This window comes from Lysinibacillus sp. NPDC095746, assembly GCF_044763535.1.
Taxonomy (GTDB): domain Bacteria; phylum Bacillota; class Bacilli; order Bacillales_A; family Planococcaceae; genus Lysinibacillus.
On the sequence record NZ_JBIWGL010000013.1, the window covers coordinates 57,308 to 71,622 of the forward strand.

Sequence of the window (14,315 nt, forward strand, 5' to 3'; positions counted from 1 at the left end):
TGGTATTAATTAGTGCTGGCTTGTTAGTATTGGTGTAAAAAACAGAAAAAAATCGGCAAAATAATGCCGAATTTTTTCTGTTTATTTATGGACAAAGTCGCCACTTTTTCCGCCCGTTTTTTGAACGAGATATGTCTCTTTAATGACCATAGATTTATCGACGGCTTTACACATATCATAAAAAGTCAGTGCAGCTATGGATACAGCGGTTAGTGCTTCCATTTCGACGCCTGTTTTACCATTACATTTAACTGTAGCTTGAATGTGTAGTTCGTAACCATCCTCTGCTTTTGTATATTCAAATTGAAGATCTGTTCCTTGTAACATAATCGGATGGCACATTGGGATAATATCAGCAGTTTTTTTAGCGCCCATAATTCCAGCAATTTGTGCCACTTGCGTAGGGTCGCCTTTTTTTATGCCGCCCTGTTGGATAGCTTGATAGACTTCATCGGATAACGTGATTGTACTACGAGCGATCGCTGTACGGTTTGTGATTGTTTTATCTGAAATGTCGACCATTTTGGGGCGACCTTCTTCATTCCAGTGTGTAAAATTACTCATTATTATTAGACTTCCTTTCAAATGTTTGTAGCCAATCTTGTTGAGAATTAATATTGATAAATGTTGAGCTGTCTTCTTCAAATGGGACATAACATACTTGAAGTTGCTCTAACAAGACTTTCATACTTCGCTTGTTTTGTTGGACTAATTGCTGTGCTATTGGTAAAGCACTGCGTCGATATAAAGCAGCAAGAGGTTGTAATCTTGAAGCTTGTTTAGGTACAATCGCATCGTAACGATCATCGATAAATGTGAGCATAGTTTGGACAAATTCTGCATTAATAAAAGGCATATCACTTGCTATTACGAAAAACCACTCTACTTCCGGAAAATTTGTCATTATATTATGCAAGGCGAACAGAGGTCCTTGATGGGGCTGTTTTTCAATGATCCATTGGACATTTTCTTCTACAAACTTTGATTGTAAGCTAGCATTTGTAGCAATAATTAAAGGCTGTAGTTGATTTTTTTGTAAGGCTATGAGACTGTGCTTATATAAAGGTAGACCAGCAAATAATTCAAACATTTTCGGTTGACCGTACCGTGAAGATTGACCGCCTGCTAAGACAACACCAGCCATTTTCATATACGATTCAACTCACCGACAAAATGTTGCACAGTAGGAAGAATCAGTTTTGTCATGGCAAGTGTCACGGCATTAGTTGAACCTGGTAGTACATAGATAGCCGTTTTATCGCGACTACCCGCTGTTGCACGACTAAACATGGCTTTTGGGCCGATTTCTTCATAACTTAGTGCTCGAAACAATTCACCAAATCCCATCATTTCTTTTTCGAAAAGAGGGAGAATCGTGTCGTAAGTTTGGTCTCTCGGTGTAAATCCTGTTCCTCCTGTTACGATAATGGTATTAATGGTTTGATCATCGCACCATTTTTGTACATGGTTTGAGATTTCAAGAGGTTCATCTTTTGACATTTGGTAGTCTATTAATTCAAATGAAGCTTCTTGAAGTAATGATTGAATACGCTGACCACCTCGATCATCCGCCTTCGTGCGTGTGTCGCTCACTGTTAAAATGGCAGCTCGTATAGGAAGTTCACTATGTGTGGGATGCAAGGTAAAAGACCTCCTTTTAAAGAGTTGATTTTTGTTTTTGCTGAAAAACATTGCTTTTATTATAAAGCTATATATTAAAAGGTCAAACTAAAATTCATAGAAAGAAAGGCAAAAACGTTTATGCATAATAGATATTCTAGACAACAATTATTCAGCCCAATCGGAGAAAACGGGCAGCTACTACTAAAAGAAAAGCATGTCCTGATGATAGGAGTTGGTGCTTTAGGTAGTGCTAGCGCAGAGGCGCTTGTCAGGGCAGGCGTCGGAAAGTTGACGATTATTGATCGTGATTATGTAGAGTGGAGTAATTTACAAAGACAACAACTATATACCGAACAAGATGCGCAAGAAAAAGTCCCTAAAGTAATCGCTGCAAAAAAACGACTACAAAGCATTAACGCAGAGGTAGAAATTAACGAATATATTTTGGATGCGTGTACAGAGCAAATAATCCCACTACTTGCAGATGTAGATATTATGGTGGATGCAACGGACAACTTCGATATTCGCTTTATGATGAACGATCTTGCACAAAAATATCAAATTCCTTGGGTTTATGGTTCTTGTGTTGGGAGTTATGGTGCTACTTATACGATTGTGCCAGGTAAAACACCTTGTTTACATTGTTTGCTAGCAGCGATGCCTAATACAGGGATGACTTGCGATACAGTAGGAATTATAAGTCCAACTGTTCAAATCGTCGCAGCTTATCAAGTAGCTGAGGTATTAAAGTTTTTAGTGGGCGATGAAGAAGCATTACGCAAAAGTTATTTAACTTTTGATGTTTGGCAAAACCAACACTATGAAATCAACGTAGAAAAAATTCGCAATCATGACTGTCCATCCTGTGGTAAAAATCCGACTTATCCGTATTTATCATATGAAAATCAAACAAAGTTAAATGTATTATGTGGTCGTGATGCTATTCAAATACGTCCAGCAAAACCGATTCATTATAATTTTGATCAGCTCGCAGTTCAACTTAGTCCCTATGGTGATATTCAACAAAATCCCTATTTACTGTCTTGCCAAGCAGAAGATTATCGACTAGTGATTTTCCAAGATGGACGAGTTGTCATTCACGGTGTACAAGATATACAAAAAGCTAAAACCATTTATTATCGTTTATTCGGATAAAGGAGTGTTCCAAATGTTAGAAAAAAGAAAACCAATTGCTGTTGGAGAAGCTGTTCAACGTGTCATGGAGTTTGCCTTCCAAGAAAAAATAGAGGTCGTTTCACTACAGCAAGCGCATGGACGTTTTTTAGCAGAAGATGTTGCTGCAGACCAAGATGTACCAGCTTTTGATCGTTCACCTTATGATGGTTATGCTATTCGCTCGGTCGATAGTCAAGAGGCAAGTTCAGACAATCCAGTAACCTTTAAAGTAGTGGGGGAAATTGGCGCGGGCTATGTATTTGAGGGAGAATTGGGTGATCGAGAAGCGGTGCGCATCATGACAGGAGCTCCTATCCCGAACGGGTGTGATGCAGTCGTTATGCTCGAATTAACGCGCACATTTGAAGAAAACAATCAACGGTATATGTCGATTAAACGCTCTTATGAAACAGGAACAAATATTTCCTATAAGGGAGAGGACGTTCAAAAAGGCGCAGTTCTTATGGAAAAAGGACAATACATCAATCCAGGTGTTGTCGCATTACTTGCTACTTTTGGTTATGATCAAGTACCTGTTTTTCGAAAACCAATCGTTGGCGTTATTGCAACAGGAAGTGAATTACTTGAACCAAGTGATTCTTTGCAGCCAGGAAAAATTCGTAATAGCAATGCATATATGATAATGGCTCAAATTGAACGTGCTGGAGCAACCGTCAAATATTTTGGTAAGTTTAGCGATGAGCTAAATTTATGTATACAAGCTGTTGAAAAAGCTCTTCAGGAAGTAGATATTTTGATTACAACTGGAGGAGTATCAGTAGGTGATTACGATTACTTACCGGCTATTTATGAAGCCATTGACGCACAAGTACTTTTTAATAAAGTAGCAATGCGACCAGGTAGTGTAACAACTGTTGCGGCTCGAAATGGTCAATTATTATTTGGACTTTCAGGTAATCCATCAGCTTGCTATGTTGGTTTTGAATTATTTACACGACCTATTATTCGTTCAGCTTTTGGTAATAAGCAACCACATTTACGTAGAGAGCAGGCTGTTTTAAATGCGGACTTTAAAAAACCGAATCCGTTTACCCGTTTTGTGCGTGCGAATGCGTCTTACGAAAACGGTCATTTAGTTGCAGTTCCTTCAGGGTTCGATAAATCTAGTGCCGTTTCTTCATTAGCAGAAGCCAATTCTTTTATTGTATTACCAGGTGGATCACGTGGATACGAAAAAGGCATGCAAGTTGTTGTTTTATTATTAGAAGATTTGCAAGGAAGTGAGTGGCCATGGGGCAACATCGAAAAATCTTACAAATCGTAGGCTATCAAAATAGTGGGAAGACAACGTTAATGGAACAACTCATTACACAAGCCACTACAGAAGGCTTTCGTGTAGGAACAATCAAGCATCATGGACATGGTGGTATCCCTATGATCGAAAGTTCAAAAGATAGTGTTCGTCATGAGAAGGCTGGCGCAAGTGTGACAGCAGTTGAGGGAGAAGGTACTTTGCGCATGAGCATTCACCAAAGTAACTTTCAGCTTGCTGATATACTAGCTATTTATGAAACATTTAATATGGATATTATTTTCATTGAAGGCTATAAAAATGAAGACTATCCGAAGGTTGTTCTTTTGCGACACGCGGAAGATCAATCTTTGCTACAAAAAGTAACCAATATCGTCTGTGTTCTTTATTGGCCAACATATCCACTAAATAAACAATTAGATTATCCAATTTTTTCAATTCAAGAAAAAGCGCAATATATGGAAGTTCTTATGCAGGAAATGAGGAGAAAATCATGACTACATCGTTGTTTGAAATCATTGATAAACCAATTGATGTTGAAGAAGTTAGACAAAAAGTAACAGATCGAAATGCTGGTGCAATCACTGTTTTCATCGGAACAGTACGTGAAATGACGAAAGGCAAGAAAACACTACATTTGGAATATCAGGCCTATCCATCTATGGCTATTAAAATGTTCGAACAAATATCTAAAGAAATACAAGAACGATGGCCGGAAGCGAAAGTAGCCATTACACATCGTGTTGGTCATTTGGGAATTTCGGATATTGCCGTTGTCATTGCGGTTTCATCACCACATCGTAAAATAGCCTATGAAGCCAATGAATTTGCGATTGACCGTATTAAACAAATTGTGCCTATTTGGAAAAAAGAGTATTGGGAAGATGGGACTGAATGGATTGGTGATCAATTAGAAAATGTCCCTTATCCAAAAGGAAATCCATCAATGGGTGAGGAGGAATCTTGTGATTAACATATTACTATTTGCTCACTTACAAGAAGTAATCGGTGAGTCAAAATTATATGTAGACCTGTCAGACCGAACAATTGGACAAATTAAAGAATGGATGGAAATACAATATCCACAAGTTAATTTACAACATGTCATGACAGCAGTAAATGAGGAATTTGCAACAGATGCAACGGTTGTAAAAAAAGGGGATACAATCGCGTTTATTCCACCCATTAGTGGCGGGTAAAAAGAAAAGATGTAGTTGGTACAGATTAGTTTGCACCGACTACATCTTTTACTATATTTGTAGGGGAAGAGCCACTAGTTAACGTTTCATTTTATGCCTTCATGAAATGAACGCTCAGAAGCATAAGAAAGGAAATACCGATCATACAAATTACCCATGACCAAGCGAGCGACATGTTACCTGAACCAATCGCCATATAAATTGCAAGTGGCGTAGTTTGTGTTTTGCCTGGAAGGTTTCCGGCAAACATTAAGGTTGCACCAAATTCACCTAAAGCTCGTGTGAAACTTAAAATTCCACCTGAGACAATTGATTTTAATGCAAGAGGGATAGAAATAAAGAAAAAAACTTGCCATTTGTGAGCACCATCAACACGTGCAGCGTTCTCAATGTCCACATCAACAGATTCAAAGCCAGTTTTTGCTGATTGATACATTAAAGGAAATGCCACAACAGTAGAGGCAATGACCGCCGCCCACCATGTGAACATAATGGGTTGATTAAAAAGCCATGTAATCAAGTTACCAAGCACGCTGTTTTTACCAAAAATAATAATTAGAAGAAAACCTATTACAGTAGGAGGTAATACTAATGGTAAAAGTAACACTGTTTCTAGAAATAATTTTCCTTTGAAATTACGCTTTGCCATCCATTTACCAAATAGAATACCAGTTACTATAACAATTACTCCTGACACAAGCGCTATTTCGATAGAAAGTTTAAGAGGTGACCAGAAATCCGTACTCATCTATTAATGAGTTCCCTGAAAGCCATATTTTTTAAATACTTTCATCGCTTGCTCACTTTGTAAATAGTGATAGAAATCTTCCGCTTCTTTTGTATGCTTACTATCTTTGATAACACCTACAGGATAAATAATAGGTGTATGTGTATCTTCTTTGGCTGTAGCAACGACGTCGACTTTTTCTGACACAAGGGCATCTGTTTTATAAACCAATCCTGCATCAACATTTTCTGTTTCTGTATAAGTAAGAACTTGTCGTACGTCTTTTGTATACACTACTTTTGATTTCACATTTTCCCAAAGGTACATGTTTTTGAGTGTTTCTATACCGTACTTGCCAGCAGGGACCGTTTCAGGTGTACCAATAGCAATCTTATCAACTTTTGTTAAGTCTCCAAATGATTGAATATGTTTTTCATTTTTCTTCGGAACGATTAACACTAATTCGTTCGCTAAAAGATCCGTTCCTTGTTTTTTATCGATTAAACCCGTTTGTACCAACTCATCAAACTTATCTTCTGCTGCTGAAAAGAAAAGATCAACAGGAGCACCTTCTAAAATTTGTTGTTGTAAAGCACCAGAGCCACCAAAGTTAAATGTGATTTTAATATTATCGTGTTCATTTTGATAGGCTTTTTGAAGTTCTTCTAATGAATCTTGTAAACTAGCTGCTGCGGAAATCGTTAACTCGACTGGTTCGTTTACTTTGTTGTTGCTTCCTTGGCTACCACAACCTGCTAAAATGCCGATAAGTAGTACCAATGTAGCTATTAAACTATAATACTTTTTCACGTTGATTATACTCCTTTTATAACTCGTTATAACAAGACATAACTAATTATAATTAGTTATGTCTAAAAAGGAAATACCAAATCACTAGAAACTTTTAAGATGTAAAAAATATGATAATTACGATACTATAGAATCAATAGAAGCAGAAGGGGAGATTTTTTACATGTCACATGAACATTCCTATACGATTGAAGAGGTGGCTCAATTATTAAAGGTTTCAAAATTAACGATCTACGATTTAGTGAAAAAGGGAGATTTACCTATTTTTCGTGTAGGTCGACAAATGCGTGTGGATAAAACCGATTTACAATTATATATACAAAAGAACAAGACAGGAGCAACTCCTGCTGCACCTACTGCCTCGACTTCTCCTTCGACAAAAAATAAAAAGATTATTATTAGCGGCCAAGATTTAGCCTTAGACTTATTAGGGAAATATATAGAGAAAAAACAAACTAATAAAGTGTTGCGCTCGCATGAAGGTAGCTTTAATGGTGTTATGGCGCTGTATAACGGGGATTGTGATATTGCTAGTTTACATTTGTACGATGGTGATACAGAGGAATATAATACACCTTATTTGAAAAAGATTTTTGTAAGTCACTCTTATATTCTTCTCAATCTGATTTCACGCCGTGCAGGTTTTTATGTTCAAAAAGGAAATCCGTTGCAAATTCAATCAATGGATGATTTTAAGACTAAATCACTAAAATTGATGAACCGTGAAAAAGGGTCAGGTGCTCGTACTTTCCTAGATGAACAGTTACGTATACATCACATATCTCCATCCTCAATTGAAGGGTATAACGATGAAGAAATGAGCCATATAGATGTAGCTTCTGCTGTCGCAAAAGGGCATGCAGACATTGGAATAGGTATTGAAAAAATATCAAAACTCATAGAGGTTGACTTTATACCACTTATTAGAGAACGTTATGATATTGTCCTATTAAAAACACCCGAAAACCAACTGCTGGTTGAATCGGTAAAAGAGATTTTAAATTCACCAGATTTCCAATCAGAAGTAGTCGCACTAGGAGATTATGACGTCACTCAAACGGGACAAGTTATATATGAAACACTTTAAACTTCTTTTAGCAGTATAAATAAGGGTGACATGTCAGAAGATACGATAAATGCAACGTGAAGTGGTTGAATGGAGTGAAGTCTGAGCGACTCCTTGGGGATTAGCAATAGAGGCACGAAGGCTAAAACCATCACGTCCTGTGATAAACCTTCGTGACCAACCTCGTGCTGTTACTGAACGCTACGCTTTCGCACAAAAACATCCTGTTGCTGACGTTAGCACTACGCTTTCGCACAAAAAACATCCGCCGCTAAAGGATTACATTGATCTAAAAAGGATTAAATATACCTCATAGTTGAACTTATTTTTGTAACAAAGCGGGCAAATTAGAAACTAAATTTTAGAAATTCTTCTTTTGCACTAGACAAATATGATTTTTTCTTATATATTAAGTATAATAAAATCGTTTTCAAGAGAACAATAAATTCACATATTACAAAGAGTAATCGTGTTTTGTTTGATGCTTTTTGTAATATGTGAATTTTTTCTTTTGAAGTAAAAATGATTTTACTTAAATATTATTAATGGAGGTCATGCAAAATGGCACAAGGTACAGTAAAATGGTTTAACTCAGAAAAAGGTTTTGGATTCATCGAAGTAGAAGGTGGAAATGACGTATTCGCTCACTTCTCAGCTATCCAAGGTGAAGGTTTCAAAACACTTGAAGAAGGCCAAAAAGTTGAGTTCTCAGTAGAAGAAGGCCAACGCGGACCTCAAGCTACAAACATCGTAAAACTTTAATTTTAATGATGTAACCATAAAAAAGGCATCCTTTCAGTAGGATGCCTTTTTTTTATGCAAAAAAAGAAGAGTTGTAATGAAAATGGATTGGTTAATGAGTGTGAAATTGGAACTATATACAAAATCAATCGTATACATAGTTAGAAGGTAAACTTTGAAGAGTAGGAGGATAAATATGAGTAGGAAAAATTTGATAATTATAATAGTAGCATTTATTGTGGAAGTTTTAATTACGTATTTTATTGCTTCATTTTTCTCCGTAAGAATGATCGAGGTAATGTTTTTCACTGGTATAGTCTTCGCTGGGGGCACTTTTTACTTTTCAAGTAGTGGGGGAGCTATATCTAGATTATTTGCATCTCAAGCTAGTGGGCAAACAGGCATAATTTTGAAAAGAGAACGTTTCACTTATAAATTAGGTCCGATATTTACTGCTTCAATTATATTCTTTTTAATTGGATTGGTATTCTTTATCTTATTGGTTTGGGGAATAATCCCGCCTAGCCAAGCTTAAATAATGATGGGTCAACAAAACTTTTTACTCTATACACCTATAGAGAATTGCTGTAGACAAAGTTACAGTAACTTTGTCTACAGACCCTATCATAAAATTAATCGCTGAGCATTGCTTTTAATGTTCGTTTTTGCCAGCCTAGCTTGAAGTATGCGTATTGTAATACAAAATGTACACAGAAGGCAGCAGGGTAAGCAATCCAAACGCCATTTAGCTCGAATGTAGTGTAGTGCGATAAAACAAACGCCAATGGTACCTCGACTACCCAAATGGCGATGACTAGGAAAATTGTAGGCCATAAGACAACACCCGTAGCTCGCATTGTAGCTGAAACGGTTTGTGTATGGCCAAAAATTAAATAACTCCAAAATGCGATATATAAATAATTTTTGGCGATAAGTACCGTGTCCTGTTTATCAATAAAGAAAGATAAAATAGGCTCCGCAAATAAATACATGATTAAAATAATCGCGCCACCTAAAATATAGTTAACGAGCACACCAAATTGACGAATTTTTTTAATCATATCCGTAGAGTTTGCCCCTAAAGCCTGCGCCACAAATACTGAGGTCGCAATAGCAATACTCATCGCAGGCACCTGTGCATAGCTAGCGACCTGATTGACAACACCGTAAGCAGCAGTAGCATCGGAGCCGTAAACATTAACAAAGCCTATTACTGCAATTTCTGCTACAGAGATTGCAACCATACTAATGCTTGCTGGAATGGCTAATTTTAATAATGAAGCTAAAATATCCTTCTTTAATTTAAAATGCTGTAGAATCGATTTGTCTAAGCGTAAAATATGCTTTGTTTTATGCAAGTAGGCAAATAATAATAACATCGTCACTAGATTGGATAAAACAGAGGCATAAGCAGCGCCGTTTAAACCAAACTTAGGCAGGCCAAGCCAGCCGAAAACTAATGGTGGTAGGAATGCGATATTTAAAATAACACTTATGACTAAAAATAAAAAAGGTGTTTTGGAATCACCTACACCACGCATAAAGGTTGTGTACACCATATACCAGAACATAATTGGTAATGTGAAAAATAAAATTTGAGCATAGCTTATACTCATATCTAATATATTTTTGGGTGTTTGCATAAAGCGTAAAATCCACTCAATAAAAAAGCCACCAAAAATTGCGACGACAATCGATAAAATCGTTGTAAAGGCTAAAGTTACCCCTACAACCTCCTTCATCTTCTCATGATTGCCAGCCCCATACGTTTGCCCTACTAAAATCGAGCTACCTGAGCCAATCCCAATAGCAAATGCCATTAAAAAGAAGAAGAATGGAAAAAATGCTGAAATTGCTGCTAGCGCATCAACACCTAAATTGCGCCCAACTATAAACATGCCAAAGACTTGCCCTAGTGACTGCAGTACATTCGCTAGCATAACCGGGATTAAAAAATTAAAAAAAGCTTTTTGCAGTTTCTTATCATCATGTAAAATTTGTTGATTCATTTTTATCCCCTCTTGGGTTTTAATAACCCATTTCCTTTAAAATATGTGATAGCGTGCGCAGGCGTTCGCCAATTAGTTCACCATCCGCACTTAAAGCTTGATTAAAGAGCTTAATATCCTCTTCAATTTGTTCATTTTCCGTACATACTTCCACTGTCATTGCATCCCCTTGTAAGCCAATACGTTTAATAACAGGGTTTTCTTCATCATATAAATGATCGTAGCGATAAGCTTCCTTAAAATGAAGCTGAGATTCACATACTAATATAGCAAGGTCAAGCACGCGATGAAGTGGTAATTCTTCCGATTGACGTGACCATTTACCACCTGTATGACGCCACACTTTAGCCGAAATATCAACCTTGCCTCTGTCATTCCATTGAGCTAAGCCAAGTGACAGCCCTTGCGCATCTGTATGATAAGCAGTGCGCCCATCAATATTGGCATAATTTTCAGCAACAATAACAGGTTTATGCTTTAAATGAGTAGGTATTTTCATTAATTACATCCCCCTTTATTCGTTCAATTTTTAGTAATTTAGTAAATTACTGCATTAGTAAATATAACATTGGACAAATTCGGAGGTCAATCTATTTGTGGAAAATTTTTCATGCAATGGATCTAACGAACAAATTAGTTGAAATGTTATCTTGTAAGACTGCATTGATGAAAGGGGATAGTTATATAGAGAGTAGACTGAATTCATTAAATTGGTTAAAATGGTAATTGGTTGGTTCATCATCAAAAGTTATGGATGACTTTTGTTAAAACTTCTACTATGTAAATAGTTGACCTTCGTTTCGACTGGGCGATTCCTGGGGGATCAGCGATAGAGGAACGAAGGCTAAAAGCATCACATCCTGTGATAACGCCTTCGTGACCAACATCGTGTTGGCCCGAGACCCTGCAGCGCAGCGGATGTTTTCTGTGTGAAAGCGTAGTGTTAACGTAGCGGCAGCACCAAATGTTTTCTGTAGCGAAAGCGTAGCGGCAGCACCAAATGTTTTCTGTAGCGACAGCACCAAATGTTTTGACTGTGCGAAAGCGTAGCGACAGCAACAAATGTTTTGACTGTGCGAAAGCGAAGCGACAGCAACAAATGTTTTGACTGTGCGAAAGCGTAGCGACAGCAACAAATGTTTTGACTGTGCGAAAGCGTAGCGACAGCAACAAAGCGCCCGGTCGGAACGGAAATCAACCACACGTTTTGGTTATGATCCAATTGGTTTATATAATGGAAATCAAATAGGCATTTTCTTTGAATATCGGAAAAACGAATGAAAGAGGGTAATAGAATGAGAATCCAATCTACAAATAATAATTACATACATACGATTAAAAAAGGTGAAATTAATAGACTATCTCCAGATTTATTTTTAGATAAAAATAAAAAGGCAAAAGCGAAATATGAAATTATAAGAGAAGGTGGTTATCTTCGTCATTATGTAACAAATTTAAATGGTGAAAGAGTACTGATTAAAGAAACAAAATTACCAAAGGAACAAGATACAGAGCAAAGCACAGGCGGGATGACTGACGTTTTGTTGGATAGCCTATTCAATCAATTTACAAAAACTTTAGATCACCAAAAATCTGATGATTTATTAAAAAACGGCATAGCAGGTCAGAAAGCCAAAGAAAAATTAATGTTAGCTTATCGAAATTCAATCTAGGTACGTTTTAAAAGAAAATGATAATTAAAAAAGGTTATGTAGGTGATTGTTTGTGCAGGATAAAAAGCGTTTAGGTTATTATATATCTGCTTTGTTAGTCGTAGTACTTGTAGGAATTGTTGTGAAAAATGTATTCATAAAAGAAACAACAGTCAATCCGATAGTAGAAAATGAAGATGGAACAAAACAGCTTGTTTTTGATGCAAAATTAACACGATTAGACGAATCATCAACAACATTTAAAGAATACAATGGAAAGGTCCTAATCGTTAACTTTTGGGCATCTTGGTGTGGACCGTGCCAAGAAGAGGCTTCTGAATTTACGGATTTTTATACCAATAAACCAGAAAATGTTGAGCTGTTAGCGATCAATGCAACTTCTAAAGATAGTAGTGAAAATGCCATGAAATTTCAAGAGTCATACAAATTGAATTTCCCTATATTTCTTGATTTAGATGGTACACTTCAAAAATCATTTGAAATAATGGCTTATCCAACAACTTTTATATTTGATTCCAAAGGTAAATTAATGTACACGATAAAAGGATCGATTAATCAAAAAGAATTAAATAAATATATTGAAAATCTCTACTAATCTATAAACATTTCCTTTATGATGAGAGCACTTTTCTATTGGCGTCACTTTTAAGAAAGAGGGGGATTATTATGTATCAGAGTTTAAATGATTTTTTTAAGTCTTGGGCGTTCGAAGCAAATTGTACACAGAGGTTATTAAATAATCTAACTGATGAATCGCTTAAACAGGAAATAACGTCTGACAATTGGACTTTAGGACGTATTGCTTGGCATACTGTTACTGCAATTCGAATCATTACTTCAAATACAAGTTTACCATTTGATGCTCCATCTAAAGATTATCCTGTTCCCACTTCTGCGCAATTTATTGCAGATAGCTATGCCCAAACTAATAATGCATTTGTGAAGGCGATAAAAACAAATTGGACTGATCAAACCCTTCACGAGGACATTAATTTTTTCGGTCAAGAAATGCGAATTGGTACATTGTTAATGTTCTTGATTCAACATCAGAATCACCATCGGGGACAAATGACGGTTCTTATGCGACAGGCGGGATTAACTGTCCCAGGCATTTATGGGCCAGCTAAAGAGGAGTGGACAAATTTCGGTATGGAAGCTCCAAAAATGTAAAACTAATTAGGGATGATAGTGTGAAAATAGCTGTATTATCAGACATTCATGGAAATAAAGATGCATTAAAAGCAGTGTTAGAAGATATAAAATATAGAAGTATCGATAAGATATATAATTTAGGTGACACTCTTTACGGACCGTTATTCCCGTTAGAAACATATGAAATGATAAAGAGTACAAATATTAAAAGTGTAAGTGGGAATTGTGATCGGATATTGTTGGCGTCTTCGTCGGAAAATGCAACCGTGCAATATGTAATAGACATGCTCTCAGAAGAACATAAAAGCTGGTTAATTAACCTGCCATTTTCCATTCAGACAGATGATTTTTACTTTTGTCATGCTTCACCTGAAAATGATGAGCAATATATGTTGAATGATACAACGCCAAATGGTGTTACTTTAAAACAGACAGAGGAAATAATGAGATTAGTAAAAGATATCCCACAAAATATTATTTTTTGTGGTCACTCCCATTTTCCAACGATTGTTTATTTACCTAATAACAAAATCATTATTAATCCAGGTAGTGTCGGTTTGCCTGCTTATGAAGAAGTTGAACCGTTCTATTATAAGATGGAATCCGGTACACCATTTGCGAATTATACAGTTGTAGAAAAGCGGAATGGTGAATGGATGATTGAGCAGTTAAGCATTCCTTATGATACTAAGGTCGCTATTAAACAAAGTGAAATTCAAAATAGGTCTGATTGGGCCAGAGCATTAAAATATGGAAGAGTTTAAGGTGGTATTTCAGCGGGTGTCCAAACACTCGCTAAGAGAAGCTAAAGCCTTCGACGCAATTATGCCAAATTAATAGGATAATAAAGTAAAAGGACTTGTTGA

Annotated in this window: 19 protein-coding genes; 12 read left to right on the forward strand and 7 right to left on the reverse strand. The window is 36.5% G+C overall.

Going from position 1 to position 14,315, the window contains the following annotated elements:
• Positions 1-81 precede the first annotated feature (81 nt).
• From moaC to ACIQ7N_RS11480, 3 genes are read right to left on the reverse strand one after another with little or no spacing between them, the layout of a single operon-like run.
• A complete protein-coding gene (gene moaC / locus ACIQ7N_RS11470) occupies positions 82-564 on the reverse strand; it encodes a cyclic pyranopterin monophosphate synthase MoaC (protein ID WP_370075498.1) in 483 nt (160 codons plus the stop codon).
• Positions 557-1,150: a molybdenum cofactor guanylyltransferase gene (mobA, locus tag ACIQ7N_RS11475; RefSeq protein ID WP_402932062.1), complete on the reverse strand. Its 594-nt coding sequence runs from the start codon at positions 1,148-1,150 to the stop codon at positions 557-559. The genes moaC and mobA overlap by 8 nt, the downstream gene beginning before the upstream one ends.
• The gene (locus ACIQ7N_RS11480) at positions 1,147-1,641 is read right to left on the reverse strand and encodes a MogA/MoaB family molybdenum cofactor biosynthesis protein (RefSeq protein WP_402932064.1); all 495 of its coding nucleotides are present in this window, start codon (positions 1,639-1,641) and stop codon (positions 1,147-1,149) included. Before ACIQ7N_RS11480 ends, mobA begins: the two co-directional genes overlap by 4 nt.
• A 120-nt stretch (positions 1,642-1,761) precedes the next feature.
• Here ACIQ7N_RS11480 and ACIQ7N_RS11485 point away from each other — a divergent pair, with 120 nt between their 5' ends.
• From ACIQ7N_RS11485 to moaD, 5 genes are read left to right on the forward strand one after another with little or no spacing between them, the layout of a single operon-like run.
• Positions 1,762-2,778: a thiazole biosynthesis adenylyltransferase ThiF gene (locus tag ACIQ7N_RS11485; RefSeq protein ID WP_402932066.1), complete on the forward strand. Its 1,017-nt coding sequence runs from the start codon at positions 1,762-1,764 to the stop codon at positions 2,776-2,778.
• Positions 2,779-2,791: 13 nt separating this feature from the next.
• Complete coding sequence (locus ACIQ7N_RS11490; RefSeq protein WP_402932068.1) at positions 2,792-4,084, forward strand: molybdopterin molybdotransferase MoeA; 1,293 nt, start codon at positions 2,792-2,794, stop codon at positions 4,082-4,084.
• A complete protein-coding gene (gene mobB, locus ACIQ7N_RS11495; protein WP_402932070.1) occupies positions 4,045-4,569 on the forward strand; it encodes a molybdopterin-guanine dinucleotide biosynthesis protein B in 525 nt (174 codons plus the stop codon). Before ACIQ7N_RS11490 ends, mobB begins: the two co-directional genes overlap by 40 nt.
• Positions 4,566-5,045, forward strand: a complete 480-nt coding sequence (locus tag ACIQ7N_RS11500; RefSeq protein WP_402932072.1) for a molybdenum cofactor biosynthesis protein MoaE — start codon at positions 4,566-4,568, stop codon at positions 5,043-5,045. The genes mobB and ACIQ7N_RS11500 overlap by 4 nt, the downstream gene beginning before the upstream one ends.
• Positions 5,038-5,271, forward strand: coding sequence for a molybdopterin converting factor subunit 1 (gene moaD, locus ACIQ7N_RS11505; RefSeq protein ID WP_402932074.1), 234 nt, complete (start codon positions 5,038-5,040; stop codon positions 5,269-5,271). Before ACIQ7N_RS11500 ends, moaD begins: the two co-directional genes overlap by 8 nt.
• A 91-nt stretch (positions 5,272-5,362) precedes the next feature.
• Here moaD and modB read toward each other — a convergent pair whose 3' ends face one another.
• Together modB and modA are read right to left on the reverse strand one after the other, a co-directional pair.
• On the reverse strand, positions 5,363-6,019 hold the full coding sequence (modB, locus tag ACIQ7N_RS11510) for a molybdate ABC transporter permease subunit (RefSeq protein WP_402932076.1): 657 nt from the start codon (positions 6,017-6,019) through the stop codon (positions 5,363-5,365).
• A gap of 3 nt (positions 6,020-6,022) precedes the next feature.
• Positions 6,023-6,808 carry a molybdate ABC transporter substrate-binding protein gene (gene modA, locus ACIQ7N_RS11515; protein ID WP_402932078.1) on the reverse strand — a complete coding sequence of 262 codons (786 nt, stop codon included), beginning with the start codon at positions 6,806-6,808 and terminating at the stop codon, positions 6,023-6,025.
• A 163-nt stretch (positions 6,809-6,971) separates the two neighbouring features.
• On the opposite strand from modA, the gene ACIQ7N_RS11520 reads away from it, so the two are divergent.
• From ACIQ7N_RS11520 to ACIQ7N_RS11530, 3 genes are all read left to right on the forward strand, one after another.
• A complete protein-coding gene (locus ACIQ7N_RS11520; RefSeq protein ID WP_402932080.1) occupies positions 6,972-7,895 on the forward strand; it encodes a substrate-binding domain-containing protein in 924 nt (307 codons plus the stop codon).
• A gap of 540 nt (positions 7,896-8,435) precedes the next feature.
• Entirely contained in the window at positions 8,436-8,636 is a 201-nt protein-coding gene (locus tag ACIQ7N_RS11525; protein ID WP_248716720.1) for a cold-shock protein, read from the forward strand.
• Between the two features lie 175 nt (positions 8,637-8,811).
• On the forward strand, positions 8,812-9,150 hold the full coding sequence (locus ACIQ7N_RS11530; RefSeq protein WP_402932082.1) for a hypothetical protein: 339 nt from the start codon (positions 8,812-8,814) through the stop codon (positions 9,148-9,150).
• 97 nt (positions 9,151-9,247) lie between these two features.
• On the opposite strand, the gene ACIQ7N_RS11535 is transcribed toward ACIQ7N_RS11530, so the two are convergent.
• Both ACIQ7N_RS11535 and ACIQ7N_RS11540 read right to left on the reverse strand, forming a co-directional pair.
• Positions 9,248-10,624 carry an MATE family efflux transporter gene (locus ACIQ7N_RS11535; RefSeq protein ID WP_402932084.1) on the reverse strand — a complete coding sequence of 459 codons (1,377 nt, stop codon included), beginning with the start codon at positions 10,622-10,624 and terminating at the stop codon, positions 9,248-9,250.
• A 19-nt stretch (positions 10,625-10,643) separates the two neighbouring features.
• Positions 10,644-11,123 (reverse strand): DUF6530 family protein, encoded by a 480-nt coding sequence (locus tag ACIQ7N_RS11540; protein WP_402932086.1) that lies wholly within the window; start codon positions 11,121-11,123, stop codon positions 10,644-10,646.
• 796 nt (positions 11,124-11,919) lie between these two features.
• Here ACIQ7N_RS11540 and ACIQ7N_RS11545 point away from each other — a divergent pair.
• The 4 genes from ACIQ7N_RS11545 to ACIQ7N_RS11560 all read left to right on the forward strand — a co-directional run bounded on the left by ACIQ7N_RS11545 (position 11,920) and on the right by ACIQ7N_RS11560 (position 14,213).
• A complete protein-coding gene (locus ACIQ7N_RS11545) occupies positions 11,920-12,297 on the forward strand; it encodes a hypothetical protein (protein ID WP_402932088.1) in 378 nt (125 codons plus the stop codon).
• Positions 12,298-12,349: 52 nt separating this feature from the next.
• Complete coding sequence (locus ACIQ7N_RS11550; protein WP_402932090.1) at positions 12,350-12,892, forward strand: TlpA family protein disulfide reductase; 543 nt, start codon at positions 12,350-12,352, stop codon at positions 12,890-12,892.
• Positions 12,893-12,963: 71 nt separating this feature from the next.
• A complete protein-coding gene (locus ACIQ7N_RS11555) occupies positions 12,964-13,467 on the forward strand; it encodes a DinB family protein (protein WP_402932092.1) in 504 nt (167 codons plus the stop codon).
• A 20-nt stretch (positions 13,468-13,487) separates the two neighbouring features.
• Positions 13,488-14,213, forward strand: a complete 726-nt coding sequence (locus tag ACIQ7N_RS11560) for a metallophosphoesterase family protein (RefSeq protein WP_402932094.1) — start codon at positions 13,488-13,490, stop codon at positions 14,211-14,213.
• Positions 14,214-14,315 lie beyond the last annotated feature (102 nt).

Excerpts from the sequence above, each read along its gene's own strand:
- moaC (WP_370075498.1), bottom strand. The coding sequence starts at position 564 with ATGAGTAATTTTACACACTGGAATGAAGAAGGTCGCCCCAAAATGGTC.
- ACIQ7N_RS11525 (WP_248716720.1), top strand. The coding sequence starts at position 8,436 with ATGGCACAAGGTACAGTAAAATGGTTTAACTCAGAAAAAGGTTTTGGA.
- mobA (WP_402932062.1), bottom strand. The coding sequence starts at position 1,150 with ATGAAAATGGCTGGTGTTGTCTTAGCAGGCGGTCAATCTTCACGGTAC.
- ACIQ7N_RS11500 (WP_402932072.1), top strand. The coding sequence starts at position 4,566 with ATGACTACATCGTTGTTTGAAATCATTGATAAACCAATTGATGTTGAA.
- ACIQ7N_RS11535 (WP_402932084.1), bottom strand. The coding sequence starts at position 10,624 with ATGAATCAACAAATTTTACATGATGATAAGAAACTGCAAAAAGCTTTT.
- ACIQ7N_RS11545 (WP_402932088.1), top strand. The coding sequence starts at position 11,920 with ATGAGAATCCAATCTACAAATAATAATTACATACATACGATTAAAAAA.
- ACIQ7N_RS11530 (WP_402932082.1), top strand. The coding sequence starts at position 8,812 with ATGAGTAGGAAAAATTTGATAATTATAATAGTAGCATTTATTGTGGAA.
- ACIQ7N_RS11520 (WP_402932080.1), top strand. The coding sequence starts at position 6,972 with ATGTCACATGAACATTCCTATACGATTGAAGAGGTGGCTCAATTATTA.
- ACIQ7N_RS11485 (WP_402932066.1), top strand. The coding sequence starts at position 1,762 with ATGCATAATAGATATTCTAGACAACAATTATTCAGCCCAATCGGAGAA.
- modB (WP_402932076.1), bottom strand. The coding sequence starts at position 6,019 with ATGAGTACGGATTTCTGGTCACCTCTTAAACTTTCTATCGAAATAGCG.
- ACIQ7N_RS11490 (WP_402932068.1), top strand. The coding sequence starts at position 2,792 with ATGTTAGAAAAAAGAAAACCAATTGCTGTTGGAGAAGCTGTTCAACGT.
- ACIQ7N_RS11540 (WP_402932086.1), bottom strand. The coding sequence starts at position 11,123 with ATGAAAATACCTACTCATTTAAAGCATAAACCTGTTATTGTTGCTGAA.
- ACIQ7N_RS11555 (WP_402932092.1), top strand. The coding sequence starts at position 12,964 with ATGTATCAGAGTTTAAATGATTTTTTTAAGTCTTGGGCGTTCGAAGCA.